Origin of the sequence: Micromonospora musae, assembly GCF_003626545.1 — a bacterium.
In the GTDB taxonomy this organism is placed as follows: Bacteria; Actinomycetota; Actinomycetes; order Mycobacteriales; family Micromonosporaceae; genus Micromonospora; species Micromonospora musae.
The window spans coordinates 549,451-566,867 of the sequence record NZ_RAZS01000001.1 but is presented as its reverse complement, the minus strand read 5'-3'; the positions used below and the strand labels follow the sequence as shown (position 1 = coordinate 566,867).

General features: G+C 72.2%; 16 protein-coding genes and 1 pseudogene. 12 read left to right on the top strand and 5 right to left on the bottom strand.

What is annotated here, in order from left to right:
* Nucleotides 1-53 precede the first annotated feature (53 nt).
* The 3 genes from D7147_RS02680 (at nucleotide 54) to thpR (ending at nucleotide 2,579) form a co-directional block, all read left to right on the top strand.
* Nucleotides 54-1,337: an MFS transporter gene (locus tag D7147_RS02680; RefSeq protein WP_120673621.1), complete on the top strand. Its 1,284-nt coding sequence runs from the start codon at nucleotides 54-56 to the stop codon at nucleotides 1,335-1,337.
* Between the two features lie 137 nt (nucleotides 1,338-1,474).
* Entirely contained in the window at nucleotides 1,475-1,987 is a 513-nt protein-coding gene (locus tag D7147_RS02675) for a hypothetical protein (RefSeq protein WP_120673620.1), read from the top strand.
* Between the two features lie 13 nt (nucleotides 1,988-2,000).
* Nucleotides 2,001-2,579, top strand: coding sequence for an RNA 2',3'-cyclic phosphodiesterase (gene thpR / locus D7147_RS02670; RefSeq protein ID WP_120673965.1), 579 nt, complete (start codon nucleotides 2,001-2,003; stop codon nucleotides 2,577-2,579).
* A 25-nt stretch (nucleotides 2,580-2,604) separates the two neighbouring features.
* Here thpR and D7147_RS02665 read toward each other — a convergent pair whose 3' ends face one another.
* The 4 genes from D7147_RS02665 to D7147_RS02650 all read right to left on the bottom strand — a co-directional run bounded on the left by D7147_RS02665 (nucleotide 2,605) and on the right by D7147_RS02650 (nucleotide 7,577).
* The gene (locus D7147_RS02665) at nucleotides 2,605-3,603 is read right to left on the bottom strand and encodes an alpha/beta fold hydrolase (protein WP_147437320.1); all 999 of its coding nucleotides are present in this window, start codon (nucleotides 3,601-3,603) and stop codon (nucleotides 2,605-2,607) included.
* Between the two features lie 131 nt (nucleotides 3,604-3,734).
* A complete protein-coding gene (gene sepH / locus D7147_RS02660) occupies nucleotides 3,735-4,811 on the bottom strand; it encodes a septation protein SepH (protein ID WP_120673618.1) in 1,077 nt (358 codons plus the stop codon).
* Between the two features lie 184 nt (nucleotides 4,812-4,995).
* A complete protein-coding gene (gene serC, locus D7147_RS02655) occupies nucleotides 4,996-6,123 on the bottom strand; it encodes a phosphoserine transaminase (RefSeq protein WP_120673617.1) in 1,128 nt (375 codons plus the stop codon).
* A gap of 347 nt (nucleotides 6,124-6,470) precedes the next feature.
* Nucleotides 6,471-7,577: a citrate synthase 2 gene (locus D7147_RS02650; protein ID WP_120673964.1), complete on the bottom strand. Its 1,107-nt coding sequence runs from the start codon at nucleotides 7,575-7,577 to the stop codon at nucleotides 6,471-6,473.
* Between the two features lie 280 nt (nucleotides 7,578-7,857).
* Here D7147_RS02650 and pdxH point away from each other — a divergent pair, with 280 nt between their 5' ends.
* From pdxH to D7147_RS02615, 7 genes and pseudogenes are all read left to right on the top strand, one after another.
* The gene (gene pdxH, locus D7147_RS02645; RefSeq protein WP_120673616.1) at nucleotides 7,858-8,484 is read left to right on the top strand and encodes a pyridoxamine 5'-phosphate oxidase; all 627 of its coding nucleotides are present in this window, start codon (nucleotides 7,858-7,860) and stop codon (nucleotides 8,482-8,484) included.
* Nucleotides 8,481-9,755 (top strand): annotated as a pseudogene (locus D7147_RS02640) (MFS transporter); the annotation flags it as partial. The gene pdxH and the pseudogene D7147_RS02640, both read left to right, overlap by 4 nt.
* Before the next feature lie 135 nt (nucleotides 9,756-9,890).
* Complete coding sequence (locus D7147_RS02635) at nucleotides 9,891-10,817, top strand: aldose 1-epimerase family protein (protein WP_120673614.1); 927 nt, start codon at nucleotides 9,891-9,893, stop codon at nucleotides 10,815-10,817.
* 18 nt (nucleotides 10,818-10,835) lie between these two features.
* Entirely contained in the window at nucleotides 10,836-11,438 is a 603-nt protein-coding gene (locus D7147_RS02630) for a nitroreductase family protein (RefSeq protein WP_120673613.1), read from the top strand.
* A gap of 188 nt (nucleotides 11,439-11,626) precedes the next feature.
* The gene (locus tag D7147_RS02625; protein ID WP_120673612.1) at nucleotides 11,627-11,932 is read left to right on the top strand and encodes a type II toxin-antitoxin system VapB family antitoxin; all 306 of its coding nucleotides are present in this window, start codon (nucleotides 11,627-11,629) and stop codon (nucleotides 11,930-11,932) included.
* A 45-nt stretch (nucleotides 11,933-11,977) separates the two neighbouring features.
* A complete protein-coding gene (locus tag D7147_RS02620) occupies nucleotides 11,978-13,153 on the top strand; it encodes an acyl-CoA dehydrogenase family protein (protein WP_120673611.1) in 1,176 nt (391 codons plus the stop codon).
* Between the two features lie 122 nt (nucleotides 13,154-13,275).
* Nucleotides 13,276-14,037 (top strand): DUF4230 domain-containing protein, encoded by a 762-nt coding sequence (locus D7147_RS02615; protein ID WP_120673610.1) that lies wholly within the window; start codon nucleotides 13,276-13,278, stop codon nucleotides 14,035-14,037.
* A gap of 495 nt (nucleotides 14,038-14,532) precedes the next feature.
* Here D7147_RS02615 and D7147_RS02610 read toward each other — a convergent pair whose 3' ends face one another.
* Nucleotides 14,533-14,739 carry a PspC domain-containing protein gene (locus D7147_RS02610; RefSeq protein ID WP_120673609.1) on the bottom strand — a complete coding sequence of 69 codons (207 nt, stop codon included), beginning with the start codon at nucleotides 14,737-14,739 and terminating at the stop codon, nucleotides 14,533-14,535.
* Nucleotides 14,740-15,150: 411 nt separating this feature from the next.
* Here D7147_RS02610 and D7147_RS02605 point away from each other — a divergent pair, with 411 nt between their 5' ends.
* Nucleotides 15,151-16,521, top strand: coding sequence for an L-serine ammonia-lyase (locus tag D7147_RS02605; RefSeq protein ID WP_120673608.1), 1,371 nt, complete (start codon nucleotides 15,151-15,153; stop codon nucleotides 16,519-16,521).
* A 68-nt stretch (nucleotides 16,522-16,589) separates the two neighbouring features.
* Nucleotides 16,590-17,417: an ABC transporter permease gene (locus tag D7147_RS02600; RefSeq protein ID WP_120673607.1), complete on the top strand. Its 828-nt coding sequence runs from the start codon at nucleotides 16,590-16,592 to the stop codon at nucleotides 17,415-17,417.

Sequence of the window (17,417 nt, the reverse complement as noted above, 5' to 3'; positions counted from 1 at the left end):
TCCGCGCCGTCCGCTGTGGATGACGCGTACGACCTGAGGAGGCGCAACCAAGAGTGCAGGCCCGGCTGAGCACCATGTTCCAGTCCCTAACGGTTCGCAACTACCGGCTCTTCGCCACCGGACAGCTGATCAAACTGCTCGGCGTCTGGATGATGTACATCGCCCAGGACTGGCTCGTCCTCGACCTCTCCGGGAACTCCGCGACCGCGCTCGGCGTGGTCACGGCCCTCCAGTTCACTCCGGTGCTCCTGCTCACCCTCCTCTCCGGCCGCCTCGCCGACCGGTACGACAAGCGCATCCTGCTCTTCGTCGCCAACACCTTCTGGACGGTGCTGGCGCTCGGCATGAGCGTGCTGGTCCTCACCGGCCTGGCCCAGCTCTGGCACGTCTTCGCCTTCGCCCTCCTGCTCGGCGTCGCCAACGCGGTCGAGACCCCCGTCCGGCAGTCCTTCGTCTCCGAGCTGGTCGGCGTCTCGCTGCTGCCGAACGCCCTCTCGCTCAACGCCGCCGTCTTCAACTCCGCGCGGATCATCGGCCCGGCCATCGCCGGCGTGGCCATCGCCCTCTTCGACGTCGGGCCGGTCTTCCTCATCACCGCGGTCAGCTCGATCGCGCCGCTGGTGAACGTGGTGCGGATGCGTACGTCCGAGCTCTACCGGGACGCCCTGCCGCCGCGCGACGAACGCGCCGAGGCCCGCGTGATCGACGGCTTGCGGTACGTCTGGCACCGCTCCGACCTGCTGCTCCCGATGGTCGTCATGTCGGTGATCGGCATGTCGTTGTTCAACTTCCAGCTCACCCTGGCGGCGCTCGCCAAGACCGTGTTCCACACCGGGGCCGCCTCGTTCGGCCTCTTCACCACCGCGCTGGCGGTCGGCGCGCTCGGTGGGGCGCTCGCCGGCACCGGGCGGCGCAGCCGGCCGTCCGTCTGGCTGGTGCTCGGCGCCGCCATCGCCTGCGCGAGCTTCGGCACGCTGGTTGGCCTCGCCCAGGCGTACTGGCTGGTGACCGTACTGCTGGTGCCGACCGGCTTCTTCATGGTCTTCTTCGCCCAGGCCGCCAACCAGCGGGTGCAGCTCGGAGTGGACGCCGCCTTCCGGGGCCGGGTCATGGCCCTCTGGGTGCTGGTCTTCCTCGGCACCAACCCGGTCGGCGCGCCGTTGATCGGTTGGGTCGCGGAGACCTTCGGCGCCGGGGCCGCCATCTGGATCGGCGCACTGATCTCGCTGGTCACCGCCCTGCTGGCGCTGGCCTGGCAGCTGCGCCGCTCCGGCGCCCGGCTCCGGTTCCGGGTGCTGCCGCTGCCCCGCTTCTACGTGACGCAGACGGAGAGCTGAGCCGCGAGGGGCCCCTGTTGCCGGATCCGGCGCAGGGGCTCCTTTCTCCGTGGCCGGGCGAAGCATCCCGATGCGCGGATGGCGCGGATGCCGCCATTCCGGTGGCGGAGCGGCATCGCGGAGCTTAGCGTCGATGCGTGGAGGTCGGACGTGCACTGCTGCTCGCCCTGGCGTTCGTCGCCGTGGCGAGCCTGCCGGCGGTGATCGCCCTGCTCTTCTGCGCCGACGAGATCATCGACCGGGTGGCCTGCGGCTGGGCGGAGTGGCGTGAGCGCCGACGGGAACGGCGCGTCATCGCCCGGCTGGACCGGGCCGTCGAGGCCGACGCGTTGACCCGGAACATCGACCTGTCCGAGTTCGACCGGGAGGACCGGCGCCCGCTGGAGCAGCTCGCCAACGACCTGCGCCGGCTGGGCGGCCAGCGGCTCGGTGGTCACGGCCGGCCGATGGTCTGGCACGACTCGGTGCTCCAGGCGTACGACGACCGGCTGCGCCTGGCCTGCCGCGCCCTCGGCATCACCGAACACCTGAGCGAGCTCGACGGCGTCGACCAGGAGATCGAGCGGGTCCGGGTGGAGGGGGTGCTGCACGCCGCCGGGCTGACCCTGCCCGCCGCGAGGGGTGTGGGTCGCCGCCAGCAGCACCGGTGAGGACGTACGCCGGTTGAGGCTCTTCGTCGCGGTCAACCCGCCGGCGGACGTGGTCGCCGACCTGACCACGCAGATCTCCCGACTCCGGGTCGCGGCAGCGGCCGCCGCCGGCACCAACGTACGGCTGGCCGACCCGGCGCACGCCCACCTCACGCTCGCCTTCCTCGGTGAGGTCGAGGAGGCCCGGCTGGTCGAGGTGGAGAGCGCCCTCGGGCTCGCCGCCCAGTGGTTCCGCGAGTCCCGGGACACCGCGCCCCGGCTGCGGCTGGGCGGAGGTGGCCGGTTCGGCGCGAACCGGTTCACGATCCTCTGGGTGGACGTACGGGGTGAGGTCGAGGCCCTCGCCACCCTGGCCCGGCTGATCCGCTCCCGACTGCGCAGCGCCCGCCTGCCCCACGACGAGAAACCCTTCCGTCCGCACCTCACCATCGCCCGGCCCGGTGACCGGGTGGACGAGTCGGACGTCGAGGCGGACCGGATCGCCCTCGACGGCTACCAGGGGCCGGAGTGGCCGGCGCACGAGCTGGTGCTGACGCGCAGCCACCCCGGGCCCCGGCCACGGTACGACCGGGTCGCCGCCTGGCCGCTTTGACCGGGTGTTCCCGGATGTGTCGATCTCAGCCCTTGCGCGTGCCCTCGTAGAGGTCGAAGTAGATCCCGTCGAGCTCGTCGGCCCGGCCGCCCAGCCCGTCGGGCTCGACGACGTCGTGCCCGATACCCAGCTCCGCGGGCAACTCGTGCACGACGAGTGTGCGGTTGCTGGACGTGGCGAGACGCCGGGGGACGGCCACCGCCTCCTGGCGATCGATGAAGTCGTCGTTCGCCGACGTCACGACGGCCACGCTCGCCAGCTGCGGGTTCCGGTGGTCCAGGTCGAGGTTGCGCGCGATGCGCAGGTACTGGGAGAGCGCGGCGAACGAGAAACCGGCCGAGTTGACCTTGTCCGGGAGGAGGTGGAAGCCGAAGAGCACGATCGTCGGCTTCACCACGAAGCCCGGCGCCTGGGCGCTGTTCGGCTTGTAGAAGGGCGAGAGCAGCAGGAGGTGGCGTACCGCGTCGGGTCGGCGGTCCGCCAGCCAGGTGGCGAGCACCCCGCCTCCGGAGATGCCCACCACGCCGACCTCGTCGCCGAGCCCGGTGGCCAGATTCAGCGCGTCGTGGGCGTAGCTCACCAGCTCGCCGGCTTCGAGCTTCGCGTGCGCCAGCTCGTCGGTGACCCCGTGGCGGGGCGCCCGAGGCACCCAGACGTTGTAGCCCTCGTCGAAGTAGCGCTTCGCGAGGCTCGCGTACTGCTTCGGGCAGTCGGTGTATCCGTGCAGCAGCAGGACGGCTTTGGTCGTCTTGGCACCGTGTGACATCACCACGCTGCGGCACTCGGGGCGTACCGCCGGGTCTGCGGTCTCGGCGGCGACGACCTGTTGGGCCTGGCCGACGGCGGCGTCGAAGGTGAAGGTCTTGGGGGTGGCGCGCTGGAGGTCGCTCCCACCCAGGGGCCAGGCGTAGAGGACGGCCACCGCCAGGAGAACGAGCGCGAGCAGCGCGCTGAGGGTGATGCCGATCCGGCCGAGGGCCGTTCGCCGGGCCGGACTGTTCTGCTGTGCCACTTCGAGGCTCAAGCCGCGTGCCTTCCACGTGAGGGGACTACGTGGACACGCGTCTGCTCCGCCCGCGGTTCGGGCGATCTACTGTGGGCTGACTCTCCTTCGGGTCGGAAGGCGGGCGGATCCGCCCGCCTTCCGAGGGCGCGCTAGGAGGACTCGCGGGCCGCCGGGCCGCTGCCGAAGAGCACGTCGTCCCAGCTCGGCAGGCGCTTGCGCGGCTTGCCCGAGCTGTCGGTGGACTCACCGCCCGCGGCGGCCGCCGCTCCGGTCCGGCGGGGCCGCAGCACCGCCAGCGACGGCACGGCCGGCACCTCCTTGGGCGCGTCCGAGTCGTCGTCGAAGGCGGAACCGGGCCCGCCGCCGAGCAGCGACGCGGCACCGCCCGCGACGGCCCGCTGCCGGGGTGCGTCGGACCCCGCGAGGGCCGCGGGGGTACGCGGCTCCAGGCCTCGGCCGGACGACCCGCCCAGCGGACGGTCGAGGGAGGCGAGCAGCGCGTCCCGACCGGCCCGGATCGGGTCCCGACCGGGGCGAGGGTGCTCGGCGGGAGCCGGCAGGCCGTGCCCGCCCCGACTCGGCTCGCTCCGGGCCGGCCCGGGCAGGGCGTGCCCGCCCCGCTCCGGCGGCTCCTGACCGAGGATCGGCGTGGGCCGCTCGGCGCAGAGATACTGCGCCATGTCGTCGTGCGGGGCGACCGACTGCCGGGTCTTCTCGAGAACCCAGATCGCCTGCGCGGTGGCCTTGCCGGACGGCCAGGTGGCGATGATCCGCCAGGTGCCGTCGTCGCGCCGGTAAGCGTCCCAGGAGATCTTCTCGGTGTCGATGCCGTGCTGGGCCAGCCGGCCGTTGACCACTTCGGCGAGCGGCGTCGGCTTGTCGGCGCCCTTGAGCCGGGTGCGCCGAGCGTGCTGGGCGAGCATCGCCCGCTCCTGCAGCACCGGGCCGGCGTAGCGCAGCACCCGGTCGACCGGCACTCCGGCGATCCGGGCGACGTCCTCGGCGGACTCGCCGGAGCGGATGCGGGCCTGAATGTCGCGTGGGGACAGGGACGGGACGGGATCGGCGGTCGTGGCCGCCACGGCGAGCGGCGGGGCGCCCGGTTCGGCGTGCATCGCCGAACTCACCCGCTCGTCGATGGGCAGCGCGAGCAGTCGCCCGACCTCGTCGGCGAGCACCAGAGCCTGGCCGTCCTCGGAAAGGGCGACGAAGCGTACTGGGCGCATTACGTTGCCTCCGTCCCGCTTCGTTGGCCCACGCCACGAGTCAGCCACCCGGGCGTCTCGCACCACCGTACGCTCATCTGCCCTGAGGTGGGGGATGCGACACCCGCATGTTGTGGGTGAGCTGCAGCGATGATCACGGTGGGTGGCCGGCGCTCGGCGCGTCGACCACCCACTGTCATCTGGATCAGAGACGCTCGATCACGTAGTCGATCGACGCGGTGAGCGCTTCGACGTCGGCCGGCTCGACGGCCGGGAAGAGCGCGACCCGCAGCTGGTTGCGGCCCAGCTTGCGGTACGGCTCGGTGTCCACGATGCCGTTGGCCCGCAGGGCCTTGGCGATCGCGCCCGCGTCCACCCCGTCGGCGAAGTCGACGGTGGCGACCACGTTGGAGCGCAGCGCCGGGTCGGTGACGAAGGGCGTGGCGACCTCCGAGCGCTCGGCCCAGCCGTACACGATGGAGGCGCTCTCGGCCGTGCGCTTGGCCGCCCAGGCCAGGCCACCCTGCTCGTTCATCCAGTCGGTCTGCTCCGCGGCCAGGAAGATGGTGGCCAGCGCGGGGGTGTTGTAGGTCTGCTCGAGCCGCGAGTTGTCGATGGCGGTGACCAGGTCGAGGAAGGCCGGGATGTAGCGGCCGGAGGCCTTGATCTCGGCGGCCCGCTCCAGCGCGGCGGGGGACATGAGGGCGAGCCAGAGTCCGCCGTCGGAGCCGAAGCACTTCTGCGGTGCGAAGTAGTAGACGTCGGTCTCCGCGATGTCCACGTCGAGACCGCCCGCGCCGGAGGTGGCGTCGACCAGCAGCAGCGAACCCGCGTCCGCCCCGGGGACCCGGGAGATCGGCACGGCCACACCGGTCGAGGTCTCGTTCTGCGGGGTCGCGTAGACGTCGACGCCCGCCTCGGCGACCAGGCTCGGTGCGGTGCCCGCCTCCGACTTGCGGACGGTCGGTTCGCCGAGGAAGGGCGCGTCCTTGACCGACTTGGCGAACTTGGCGCCGAACTCGCCGAAGCTGGCGAACTGGGCCCGGTCGCGGATCAGGCCGAAGGTGGCGACCTCCCAGAAGGCCGTCGTGCCGCCGTTCCCGATGATCACCTCGTGGCCCTCGGGCAGCGAGAAGAACTGGGCGATGCCACTGCGCAGGCGGGCCACCTGGTCGCGGACCGTCTTCTGCCGGTGGGAGGTGCCGAGGTAGCTGGTGGCGACCTCGGTGAGGGCGGAGACCGCCGCTGGGCGGACCTTGGACGGTCCGCAGCCGAACCGCCCGTCGGCAGGCTTGATCTCGTCGGGAATCCGGATGGTCGGTGCGTCAGCCACGGTTCTCAAGATCCTTCCGCGTGGGCCGGGGCCCGGTCAGCTGGCGGGCGCGGAGCGGCGGCGGGCGCGGAGGCGCACGGTGGCCGGGATCCGAGCCCGGTCCGGCGGCACTGCCGAAATCACATCCTCCCATCCCGGCCGGCGGGCCCGAGTTCTGGTCCCGCCTCCGGCATTGAGGCGTACGCCACAGCCCCCGGGGCGGCTGGCAGGGGTGGTGCGGCGGGATCGTCGCCGACGACGGGGCCGCTGGCGGGCCGGCGGGAACGCGGGCGCCAGGGCGGGATGCGTCGCAGAAAGGGGCCCCTCGTGCCGCACCAGGCGGCACGAGGAGCCCCTCGGATCAGAGCTCAGACGCCGTGCGGAATGGCGTCCCAGCCCTCGACCTCCTGCGGCTTGCGCGGGGCGGGGCCGATATAACGGGCGGACGGGCGGACCAGCCGCTGGAGCCGCTTCTGCTCCAGGATGTGGGCGCTCCAGCCACCCATCCGGGCGCAGGTGAACATCGAGGTGAACATGTGGGCCGGCACCTCGGCGAAGTCGAGCACGACGGCGGACCAGAACTCGACGTTGGTGGCGAGCACCCGGTCGGGCTTGCGGTTGTGCAGCTCCTCCAGAGCGGCCTTCTCCAGCGCCTCGGCCACCTCGAAGCGCGGCGCGCCGAGCTCCTTGGCCGTCCGACGGAGCACCCGGGCACGCGGGTCCTCGGCCCGGTAGACCCGGTGCCCGAAGCCCATCAGCCGCTCGCCGCGATCCAGCACACCCTTGACGTACCCCTCGGCGTCGCCGCCGCGCTCGACCGCCTCCAGCATGTTGAGCACCCGGGACGGGGCGCCACCGTGCAGCGGGCCGGAGAGGGCACCGATGCCGGAGGAGATGCAGGCGGCCGCGTCCGCGCCGGTCGAGGCGACGATCCGGGCGGTGAAGGTCGAGGCGTTCAGGCCGTGTTCGGCGGCCGAGATGAAGTACGCGTCGACGGCCTTGACGTGCCGCGGGTCCGGCTCGCCGCGCCAGCGCTTCATGAACCGCTCGACGATCGTGGACGCCTTGTCGATCTCCTTCTGCGGCACGGCCGGCAGGCCGAGACCACGGGCGGACTGGGCGACGAAGGAGAGCGCGGTCACCGAGACCCGGGCCAGATCCTCACGCGCCTGCTCGTCGGTGATGTCGAGCAGCTGGTCGAGGCCCCAGTACGGGGCGAGCATCGCGACCGCCGACTGCACGTCGACCCGGATGTCGCCGGAGTGCACCGGCACCGGGAACGGTTCGGCGGGCGGCAGGCCCGGCCCGAACCGGCCGTCGACCAGCAGCGCCCACACGTTGCCGAAGGAGACCTGGCCGATCAGATCCTCGATGTCCACCCCGCGGTAGCGCAGCGCGCCACCCTCGCGGTCGGGTTCGGCGATCTCGGTCTCGAAGGCGACGACGCCCTCCAGTCCCGGCTTGAAATCGGCCATGTCGCTCTCCTGGCTCTGGTCGCCACCCTCACGGCTGCGCACGGCCCGGTCGGTCGAGCACCTTGGGCGACCCTTGGGGTTTCGTTCGAAACATCTTGCCTGGTGAGTAACCGAGTCCGCGACCCGCTGCGACTGTGCCGCACGCGACATCCCCGGACGCGCATCCCGTTCGCGGCTGGGCAAGACTGGGGCGGTACGGGCTGGCCAGCCTTGACCGGCGTGCGCCGACCCGGTGAAAGGGAGTAGAAACGTGACGGGCGACACACCAGCCCCGGGTGCGATGCGTAACGAGTACGCCGCGGACCGGGGCCTTTCCGAGCCTGACCTGGCCGGCGACTGGCACGCCCAGTTCGCCCGCTGGTTCGCCGACGCCGTGGCCTTCGGCCTTCCGGAGCCGAACGCCATGGTGGTCGGCACCGCCGACGCCGTCGGGCGGCCCAGCGGCCGCACCGTGCTGCTGAAGGGCTACGACCCGGAGGGCTTCGTCTTCTTCACCAACCACGCCTCGCGCAAGGGCACCGAGGCGGCCGCGAATCCGTACGCCAGCCTGGTCTTCCCCTGGTTCCCCATGCAGCGCCAGGTCGTGGTCGCCGGCACCGTGCGGGAGGTGCCGAGGGCGGAGACCGAGGCGTACTTCGCGACCCGGCCCCGCGCCTCCCAGCTCGGCGCCTGGGCCAGCCCGCAGTCGCAGGTGATCCCCGACCGGGCGGCGTTGGAGGCCCGTTACCGGGAGGCGGCGCAGCGCTTCGGCGACGGCCCGATCCCCGCCCCGCCGCACTGGGGCGGGCTGCGGGTCCGCCCGGACTCGGTGGAGTTCTGGCAGGGCCACGCCGGCCGGCTGCACGACCGGCTGCGGTTCCGGCGCACCGACGCCGGTGACTGGACCGTCGAACGGCTGGCGCCGTGACCGGAAAACAACGCGCCGGGGTACGCCGGTGGGCGATCGACCTGCGTCCGCTGCGGGTGCCGAACTACCGGCGGATCTGGCTCGGCAACGGCATCGCGATGTTCGGCTTCCAGTTCACCGCGGTGGCCGTGCCGGTCGAGATGTACGACATCACGGAGGCTTCCCTCTGGGTGGGCCTGCTCGGCATCGCCGGCTTCGTACCTCTGCTGATCTTCGGTCTCTGGGGCGGCGCGGTCGCCGACGCCAGTGACCGACGCAAGGTGCTGCTCGGCGCCGGCACGCTGCTCTGGGCGTCGACCCTGGGGCTGCTGGCCCAGTCGCTGCTGCAGGTGGGCAGTCCCGTGCTGCTGCTGATCCTGGTGGCGGTGCAGTCGATCGCCTTCGCGATCACCGCGCCGGCCCGCAGCGCGATCCTGCCGCGGTTGGTGCCCGACGAGCTGGTCCCCGCGGCCAGCACGCTGAACTACACCACCTTCACCGCCGCCTCGGTGGTCGGCCCGCTCGCGGCGGGCCTGATCTTCTCGTCCTGGGGTGTCGACGTCGGCCTGCCGGTCGCGTACGCGGTCGACGCCCTGCTCTTCACGGTCTCGCTCTGGGCCACGCTGCGGCTGCCCGCGCTGCCGCCCGAGCCGGACCCGGAGGGCGACGGCACACCCCGCCGGGCGGGGCTGGCGAGCGTCGTGGACGGCTTCCGCTACCTGGCGACGACCCCGGTGCTGCTGCTCTCGTTCGCCGTCGACCTGATCGCGATGATCCTGGCCATGCCCCGGGCGCTCTTCCCGGAGATCGCCCACGAGCGGTTCAGCGACGGGGCGGTCGGATGGCTGTACAGCGCGATCGCCATCGGCTCGATGATCGGCGGGCTCACCTCCGGCTGGATCAGCCGGCTCCGCCGGCAGGGGCTCGGGCTGGTGCTCGCGGTGGTCGCCTGGGGCGTGGCCATCGCGGCGGCCGGGTTCGCCCACCAACTCTGGTTGATGGTCCTGCTGCTCGGCGTCGCCGGCGCGGCCGACCTGGTCAGCGCGGTGCTGCGCCAGTCCATGCTGCTGATCTACGCGCCGGACCGGATGCGTGGCCGGCTCCAGGGGGTCAACACGGTGGTCGTCGCCGGCGGGCCGCGCCTCGGTGACCTGCGCGCCGGCGCGATGGCGGCCGGGCTCGGCGGCGGAGTCGCGTGGATAGCCGGCGGTGTCGCCTCGGCGGTGCTGGTCGTGGTGCTCGCGGTCGCCTTCCCGGCGCTGCTGCGCTACCGGGCCGCCACGAACGCGGCCGGCACCGACGCGGCGCCGGCCGGTGGCGCGGGATCGACGGCCGTGGACGGTAGTCCGGCGGCCGGGGCACCCGGCGGCGACCGTGCGGCGACGGCGTCGGGCGGTGACCGAGAGTGACCGATTAGGGTCGCCGACATGCGCACCCCTGACCAGCGTCCCCCGTCGGGCACCCAGTGGACCATCTCCGCCGCCGGCCATGAGGCCGTCATCGTCGAGGTGGGTGGCGGGCTGCGGACGTACTCGCACGACGGCGTCGACTACCTCGACGGGTACGCCGAGGACGAACTCTGCCCCGGCTCCGCCGGCCAGGTGCTCGCTCCGTGGCCGAACCGGATCCGGGACGGGCGCTACAGCACCGGCGAGCGGACCCACCAGCTGCCGCTCACCGAGCCGGCGCGGCACGTGGCGATCCACGGCCTGGTCAACTGGGTGTCCTGGGAGCTGATCGAGGAGTCGGCGGACGCGGTGACCCTCGGGTGCTGGATGCCGCCGCAGCCCGGCTACCCGTGGGCGCTGCAGCTGCGCAGCCGGTGGAGCGTCGGGGAGGGCGGCCTGCGCGCCGAGCACGAGGTGCGCAACGTCAGCGGTGAGCCGGCGCCGTTCGGCTTCTCCGTGCACCCGTACCTGCAGCTGCCCGGGGTGCCGGTCGACGACCTGGCGATGCGGGTGCCCGGCCGGAGCCGGATGATGCTGGACAACCGCCTGCTCCCGATCGGCGTGACCCCGGTGGACGGCACCGAGTACGACTGGACGAGCCCGCGCCCGATCGGCGCGGCAGTCCTCGACCTCGCCTTCGGGGACGTGGTCCGGGAGGCCGACGGTGGCTCGTCGGTGAGCCTGGCCGCGCCGGACGGGTCGGGCGTGACCATCTGGGCCGACCGGGAGTTCGGGTGGTGGCAGGTCTTCACCGGCGACACGCTGACCGGTGAGCGGCACCGCCGCTCGGTCGCGATCGAGCCGATGACCTGCCCGCCGGACGCCTTCCGCTCCAACCACGACGTGATCGTGCTCGGGCCGGACGAGACCTGGCGGGGCGTCTGGGGTATCCGTCCCGGCGCCTGAGGCGGGAGGGGGAGCAGCATGGAGTTCGCCGAGGCGCTGCGGCGCCGGCGGATGGTGCGCAACTACGACCCGGACCGTCCGGTCCCGCCCGACGTGGTGCAGCGCCTGCTCGACCACGCGCTCCGCGCGCCCTCGGCCGGCTTCGCACAGGGCTGGGCGTTCCTGGTGTTGGAGGAGGCCGCCGACCGGGAGAGGTTCTGGGCGGCGGCCACTCCGGACGGTGGCGGCCGGGAGCGCTGGCTGGCGGGGATGCGCAAGGCACCGCTGATCGTCGTGCCGCACGCCAACCGCTCGGCCTACCTGGAGCGGTACGCCGAGCCGGACAAGGGCTGGACGGACCGTTCGGAGCAGCGTTGGCCGGTGCCCTACTGGTATGTGGACACCGGCTTCGCCGCCCTGCTGATGCTGCTCACGGCGGTGGACGAGGGGCTGGGGGCGTGCTTCTTCGGCATCCACCCTCAGCGGCTGGCGGCGTACCGGGAGGCGTTCGGCGTGCCGGAGGAGTACGAGCCGATCGGTGCGGTGACGGTCGGTTACCGGGCGGCCGACCATCGGTCACCGTCGCTGCGGCGGGGGCGGCGTCCGGTCGACGAGGTGGTCCACCGGGGCCGGTGGAGTTGACCGGCACGCCGGATTCGCCCGGTTGGAGATCGGGCGAGCGGTAGCGAAACTGACATCAGGGAGAAGTACGCGGTGTGCGACAGGCGGCTAGGCTGGCACGGGTCATCGGTGCCGCGCCCTGCGGTGCCACGCCGCGACCCGGCACGGCGCCGCCGGTCGGCTCGGCCACGGGGAGGGAGCGTGCCGTCGTGATCTTCAGAGCGGTTCGGGACGGGCGTCCCTATCCGGAGCACAACCTGACGCTCAAGCAGTGGGCGGAGATCCCGCCGCGACCGCTGCGCCTGGACCAGTTGATCACCACCAAGCGCGAGCTGGCCCTCGACAAGCTCCTCGCCGAGGACTCCACCTTCTACGGCGACCTCTTTCCGCACGTGGTGCAGTGGCACGGCGGCCTCTACCTGGAGGACGGCCTGCACCGGGCGCTGCGGGCGGCGCTCCAGCAGCGCAACCAGATCCACGCCCGGGTGCTGGTGCTCTCCGAGCCGGCGGAGTGATCCGCTCCTCGCCTCCGGAGCTGAGCCACCGTTAGGGTGGCTGCCATGAGCCCCCGCACCAGCGCACCGCTCGAACTGCTCGACCTGGACTCCGCGCTCAGCGAGGAGGAGCGGCAGATCCGCGCCGTCGTGCGCCAGCTGATGGACGAGCGGGTACGACCGCACGTCGCCGACTGGTACGAGCAGGGCCAGTTGCCCGCCCGTGAGCTGGCCCGCGAGTTCGGCAAGCTCGGCCTGCTCGGCATGCACCTGAGCGGCTACGGCTGCGCGGGCGCGTCGGCGGTCGCGTACGGGCTGGCCTGCCTGGAGCTGGAGGCCGGTGACTCGGGGATCCGTTCGCTGGTCTCGGTGCAGGGTTCGCTGGCGATGTACGCGATCTGGCGCTTCGGCAGCGAGGAGCAGAAGCAGCGCTGGCTGCCGGCGATGGCCGACGGCGAGGCGATCGGCTGTTTCGGGCTGACCGAGCCCGATCACGGCTCCGATCCGGCCTCGATGGCCACCCGGGCCCGCCGCGACGGCGACGACTGGGTCCTCGACGGCGGCAAGATGTGGATCACGAACGCGCCGATCGCCGACGTCGGGGTGGTCTGGGCGCGTACCGAGGACGGGGTGCGGGGCTTCGTGGTGCCCATGGACACAACGGGCGTGAGCACCCAGGAGATCCGCCACAAGATGTCGCTGCGCGCGTCGCTCACCGGCGAGATCGTGCTCGACGGCGTGCGGCTTCCCGCAGCCGCCCAACTGCCCGAGGCGGTCGGGCTCAAGGCGCCGCTGAGCTGCCTCACCGAGGCCCGCCACGGCATCGTCTGGGGTGCGCTCGGCGCCGCCCGGGACTGCCTGGAGACCGCCCTGGCGTACGCGGTCACCCGCACCCAGTTCGGCCGTCCGCTGGCCGGCTTCCAGCTGACCCAGGCCAAGCTCGCCGACATGACCGTGGAGCTGCAGAAGGGCTACCTGCTGGCGCTGCACCTGGGCCGGCTCGCCGACGCCGGCCGGCTCCGCCCCGAGCAGGTGAGCGTCGGGAAGCTCAACAACGTCCGTGAGGCGTTGGAGATCGCGCGGCAATGCCGGACGATCCTCGGCGCGAACGGGATCTCCGGCGAGTACCCGGTGATGCGGCACGCCAACAACCTGGAGAGCGTGCTCACCTACGAGGGCACCTCGGAGATCCACCAGCTCGTCATCGGGCAGCGGTTGACCGGGCTCAACGCCTTCGCCTGAGCCCTCCCGTGTGCCGGGGCTGACCTGCGGATACAGCTTTCATACCGGCTCGACGCGCGGCTGTCGTACGGCGGACGTACCGTCATTGCAGACGGCAGTGTCTGACGAGGACGGTGAGGGCGATGGCCCGCGACGCTGACAGCAACGAGCCCACCAGGGAGTTCCCGGGTTACCCGACCGGCGATGCGCTCAAGGAACGCTCGGACGCCGCGCCCGAGGCGCCGGCGACACCGACGGCCACCAACCGCCCCGCCCGGGGTCTGCTCTGGGTGCTCGGCGCGGCGGCGCTCGCCGTGATCGTGCTGCTCGGTGTGCAGACCGCCGGGCTGTTCCCCAGCTTCCGCAACCCGTTCGCCGAGGAGACGACGGATCGCAGCCAACCGACGCTGCTGAAGTCGATTCAGGACCTGAGCCGCTACGTGGCCGCCGAGGGCAACTTCCAGGTGGTGGTCGATCTTCAGAAGGACCGCCAGTACGTGCCGGACTTCCTGCTCAACGAGCGCACCCTCTTCGTCGGGGCGGGCAGCGTCGAGGCGTACGTGGACTTCTCGAAGATCTCCGACGGGGCGATCGTCGAGTCGGCCGACGGCAAGTCGGTGGAGATCAAGCTGCCCGCGCCGCAGCTCGGCGAGACCAACCTGGACCTGGAGAAGAGCTACGTCTTCGCTGAGAAGCGTGGCCTGCTCAACCGGTTGGGTGACGTGTTCGGCAGTGACCCGAACCGGCAGCAGGAGGTCTACCGCCTCGCCGAGGACCGGATCACCGCCGCCGCCCGGGACAGCGGGCTCGGCGCCCGGGCGGAGGAGAACACCCGCAAGATGCTGGAGGGGCTGCTCGGCTCCCTCGGCTACGAGCGGGTCACCATCACCTACGTGGCCCCCTGACCGCAAACCCCCGACGGCGCCCGCCCCGATCCCGGGGCGGGCGCCGCCCCGTCCACCGCCCCCACCGCTTCGTCCTCCCCGTCCTCCCCGTCCGCGCCTCCGCGCCTCCGCCCTCCGCCCTCCGATCGTCCGGTTGATCAAGAGCTTTGCGTCAGATTCCGCAGCTGCGGTGACGCAAAGCTCTTGATCAACGGGGTTGGCGGCGGGCGCGGGCGCGGCGGCGGGGGCGGGCGCGGACGGGGCGCGGGGGAGGGGAGGGGGTGGGGCGTGGGGGTGCTGGGCGCTGTGTGCCTGCGGGGCGTGGCTGAAGATCTGCGCAATTTCCGGGTAATTGCTGCTTGCGGCTGGGGAAAGGCGACAACTTCCCGGAAATTGCTCTGCCGCGTGGGCCGGGTCGCCCGTGGGTCGGGCCGTCCGGGGGCTGGGGCCGTTCGGAGGGCCGGGTCGCCCCGGGGGCCGGGCCGCAGGGGGCCGGGCCGCCCGGGGGCCGGCTGGTCAGCGGGTGGGGGCGAGGTGGCGGTCTTCGTTGGGCATCAGGAGCCAGAGCACCAGGTAGACGATCACCTGCGTGCCGGGCAGCAGCAGCGACAGCAGGAACAGCAGCCGGACCATGCCGGCCGACATGCCGAACCGCTGGGCCAGGCCGGCGCAGACACCGGCGAGCATGCGCCCCTGGCGGGGCCGGACCAGTTTGCGACTCATCGTCGTACTCCCACTCTGCGGCGGTGAGTGCCGCGTCTGAAATCCACGGTAGGAACCCGCTGCCGCCCCGCCCTCAGCCCGCAGGACGAACGGTGGATCCCGTACCCGTAGGTGGTTACCCGCGTCCGCCGCAGCCGACTCGTCGCAGCCATATGTCCGATTCGGCGCAGTTCGCGCCGCAGCCCGTACGTGCCCCTGGCGAAGCGGATCAGGGTGGGTCACCGTCGGTTGTGTGGCCGTGACCCTGCGACGCGGCGATCGGTGCGGACTGCCGGGTGGGGTGCGGACCCGCCGGGTAGGCTCGCCGGTTGGACACCCACACCCCTGGGCTTCCGCGGCGGCCGCCCGACCCGGGCGACCATGACGGGGCCGTACCCGCACGACGGGCGTGACGGCGAGGAAAGTGCAGCCATGATCAGCGTTTTTGACCTCTTCAGCGTCGGAATCGGGCCATCCAGCTCGCACACCGTCGGGCCGATGCGGGCCGCGCGGACCTTCGTCACCGGGCTCAAGGCCGACGGGCTGCTCGCCGTCACCGCCCGGGTGCACGTGGAGCTGTTCGGCTCGCTCGGGGCGACCGGCCACGGCCACGGCAGCGACCGGGCGGTGCTGCTCGGGCTGACCGGCGAGGCGCCGGAGACGGTCGACACCGACAGCGTGGCTTCCCGGGTGGCCCGGATCCGTGAGGAGCGGCGGATCGGCCTCCTCGACGCGCACGAGATCGACTTCGATCCGGACCGGGATCTGGCGCTGCACCGCCGCCGTTCGCTGCCGTACCACCCGAACGGGATGACCTTCACCGCGTACGACGAGAGCGGTGCGGAGCTGCGGGCGCGCACCTACTACTCCGTCGGCGGCGGGTTCGTGGTCGACGAGGCGGCGGCCGGCGCCGACCGGATCGTGCCCGACACGACAGCCGTCCCCTACCCCTTCCTCACCGGCGCGGAGCTGCTGAAGGTCACCACCGCCACCGGGCTGTCGATCAGCGAGGTGATGCTCGCCAACGAGCTCTCCTGGCGCAGCGAGGCCGAGGTGCGCGCGGGCCTGCTGGAGATCTGGCGGGTGATGCGCGAGTGCGTCGATCGGGGTTGCGAGCGGGACGGGGTGCTGCCCGGCGGGTTGAAGGTCCGCCGTCGGGCCGCCGAGCTGCGCCGTGGGCTGGAGGCGGAGGCCGGCAGTGACGATCCGCTGCGGGCGATGGACTGGGTGACCCTCTTCGCGTTGGCGGTCAACGAGGAGAACGCGGCCGGCGGCCGGGTGGTCACCGCCCCGACCAACGGCGCGGCCGGGATCATCCCCGCGGTGCTGCACTACTACACGCGGTTCGTGCCGGATGCGTCCGAGGACGGGGTGGTCCGGTTCCTGCTGGCGGCGGGCGCGATCGGTGTGCTGTTCAAGGAGAACGCGTCGATCTCCGGTGCGGAGGTCGGCTGCCAGGGCGAGGTGGGTTCGGCGTGTTCGATGGCGGCCGCTGGGCTCGCCGAGGCGCTGGGCGGCACCCCGGAGCAGGTGGAGAACGCCGCCGAGATCGGTATGGAGCACAACCTGGGGCTGACCTGCGACCCGGTGGGCGGCCTCGTGCAGATCCCCTGCATCGAGCGCAACGCGGTGGCTAGCATCAAGGCGATCACGGCCGCCCGGCTCGCGCTGCGCGGGGACGGGGTGCACGCCGTCTCGCTGGACAAGGTCATCAAGACCATGCGGGAGACCGGCGCCGACATGAAGGTCAAGTACAAGGAGACGGCACGCGGCGGTCTGGCCGTCAACGTGATCGAGTGTTGAGCGTGCCGGCAGGGCGACCGTTCACCGACTGCTAACCTGTCGTCCGTTTACTCAGGCGGGAGGCAGCGGTGACCTCTGGGGTCGCGGCGTTGTGGTCGCACCGCAACTCCCTGCGCATCCTGGTCAAACGCGATCTCGCGGTCAAGTACCAGCAGTCGCTGCTGGGTTACGTCTGGTCGCTCATCGAGCCGCTCGGCATGGGGGCGATCTACTGGTTCGTCTTCGGGGTGCTCTACTCCCGGGACACCGGCCGGCATCTGGGTGAGGCGGCGGAGTCGTACCCGCTCTTCCTGATCACCGGGATCTTCGCCTGGATGTGGACGAGTTCGGCGTTGAGCGAGGCGACCAACGCGCTCACCGGCCAGGCCCGGCTGATCACCACGATGAACGTGCCGCGGCAGGTCTTCCCCATCGGGCGGGTGACCGGCCGGTTCGCCGAGTACCTGGCCGGTCTGCCGGTCCTCGTCGCGGTCGCGGTGGCGTACGCCGTGCACGGGCGGATCGACCTCGGGTGGTCCCTGCTGGCGCTGCCGCTCGCCGTGCTCGTCCAGGGCACCCTGCTGGTCGGGTTGGCGCTGCTGCTCTCCGCGTTCAACGTGCTGATGCGCGACGTGGAGCGGTTCATGCGGCTGATCATCCGGGTGCTCTTCTACGCGACGCCGATCATCTATCCGCTGAGCCTGGTCCGGGATTCCGACCTCCCCGGCTGGCTCAAGATCGTGTACGAGCTCAATCCGCTGGTCGGCGTCTTCCAACTGCACCATTCGATCTGGTACGCGGACGAGTTCCCGGACGCCCGGCTGCTCGGCACCACAGTCGCCGGCAGTCTGCTGGTGCTGGCGGCCGGCTGGTGGTCGTTCCGTCGTCTCGAACCCGCCGTGCTCAAGGAACTCTGA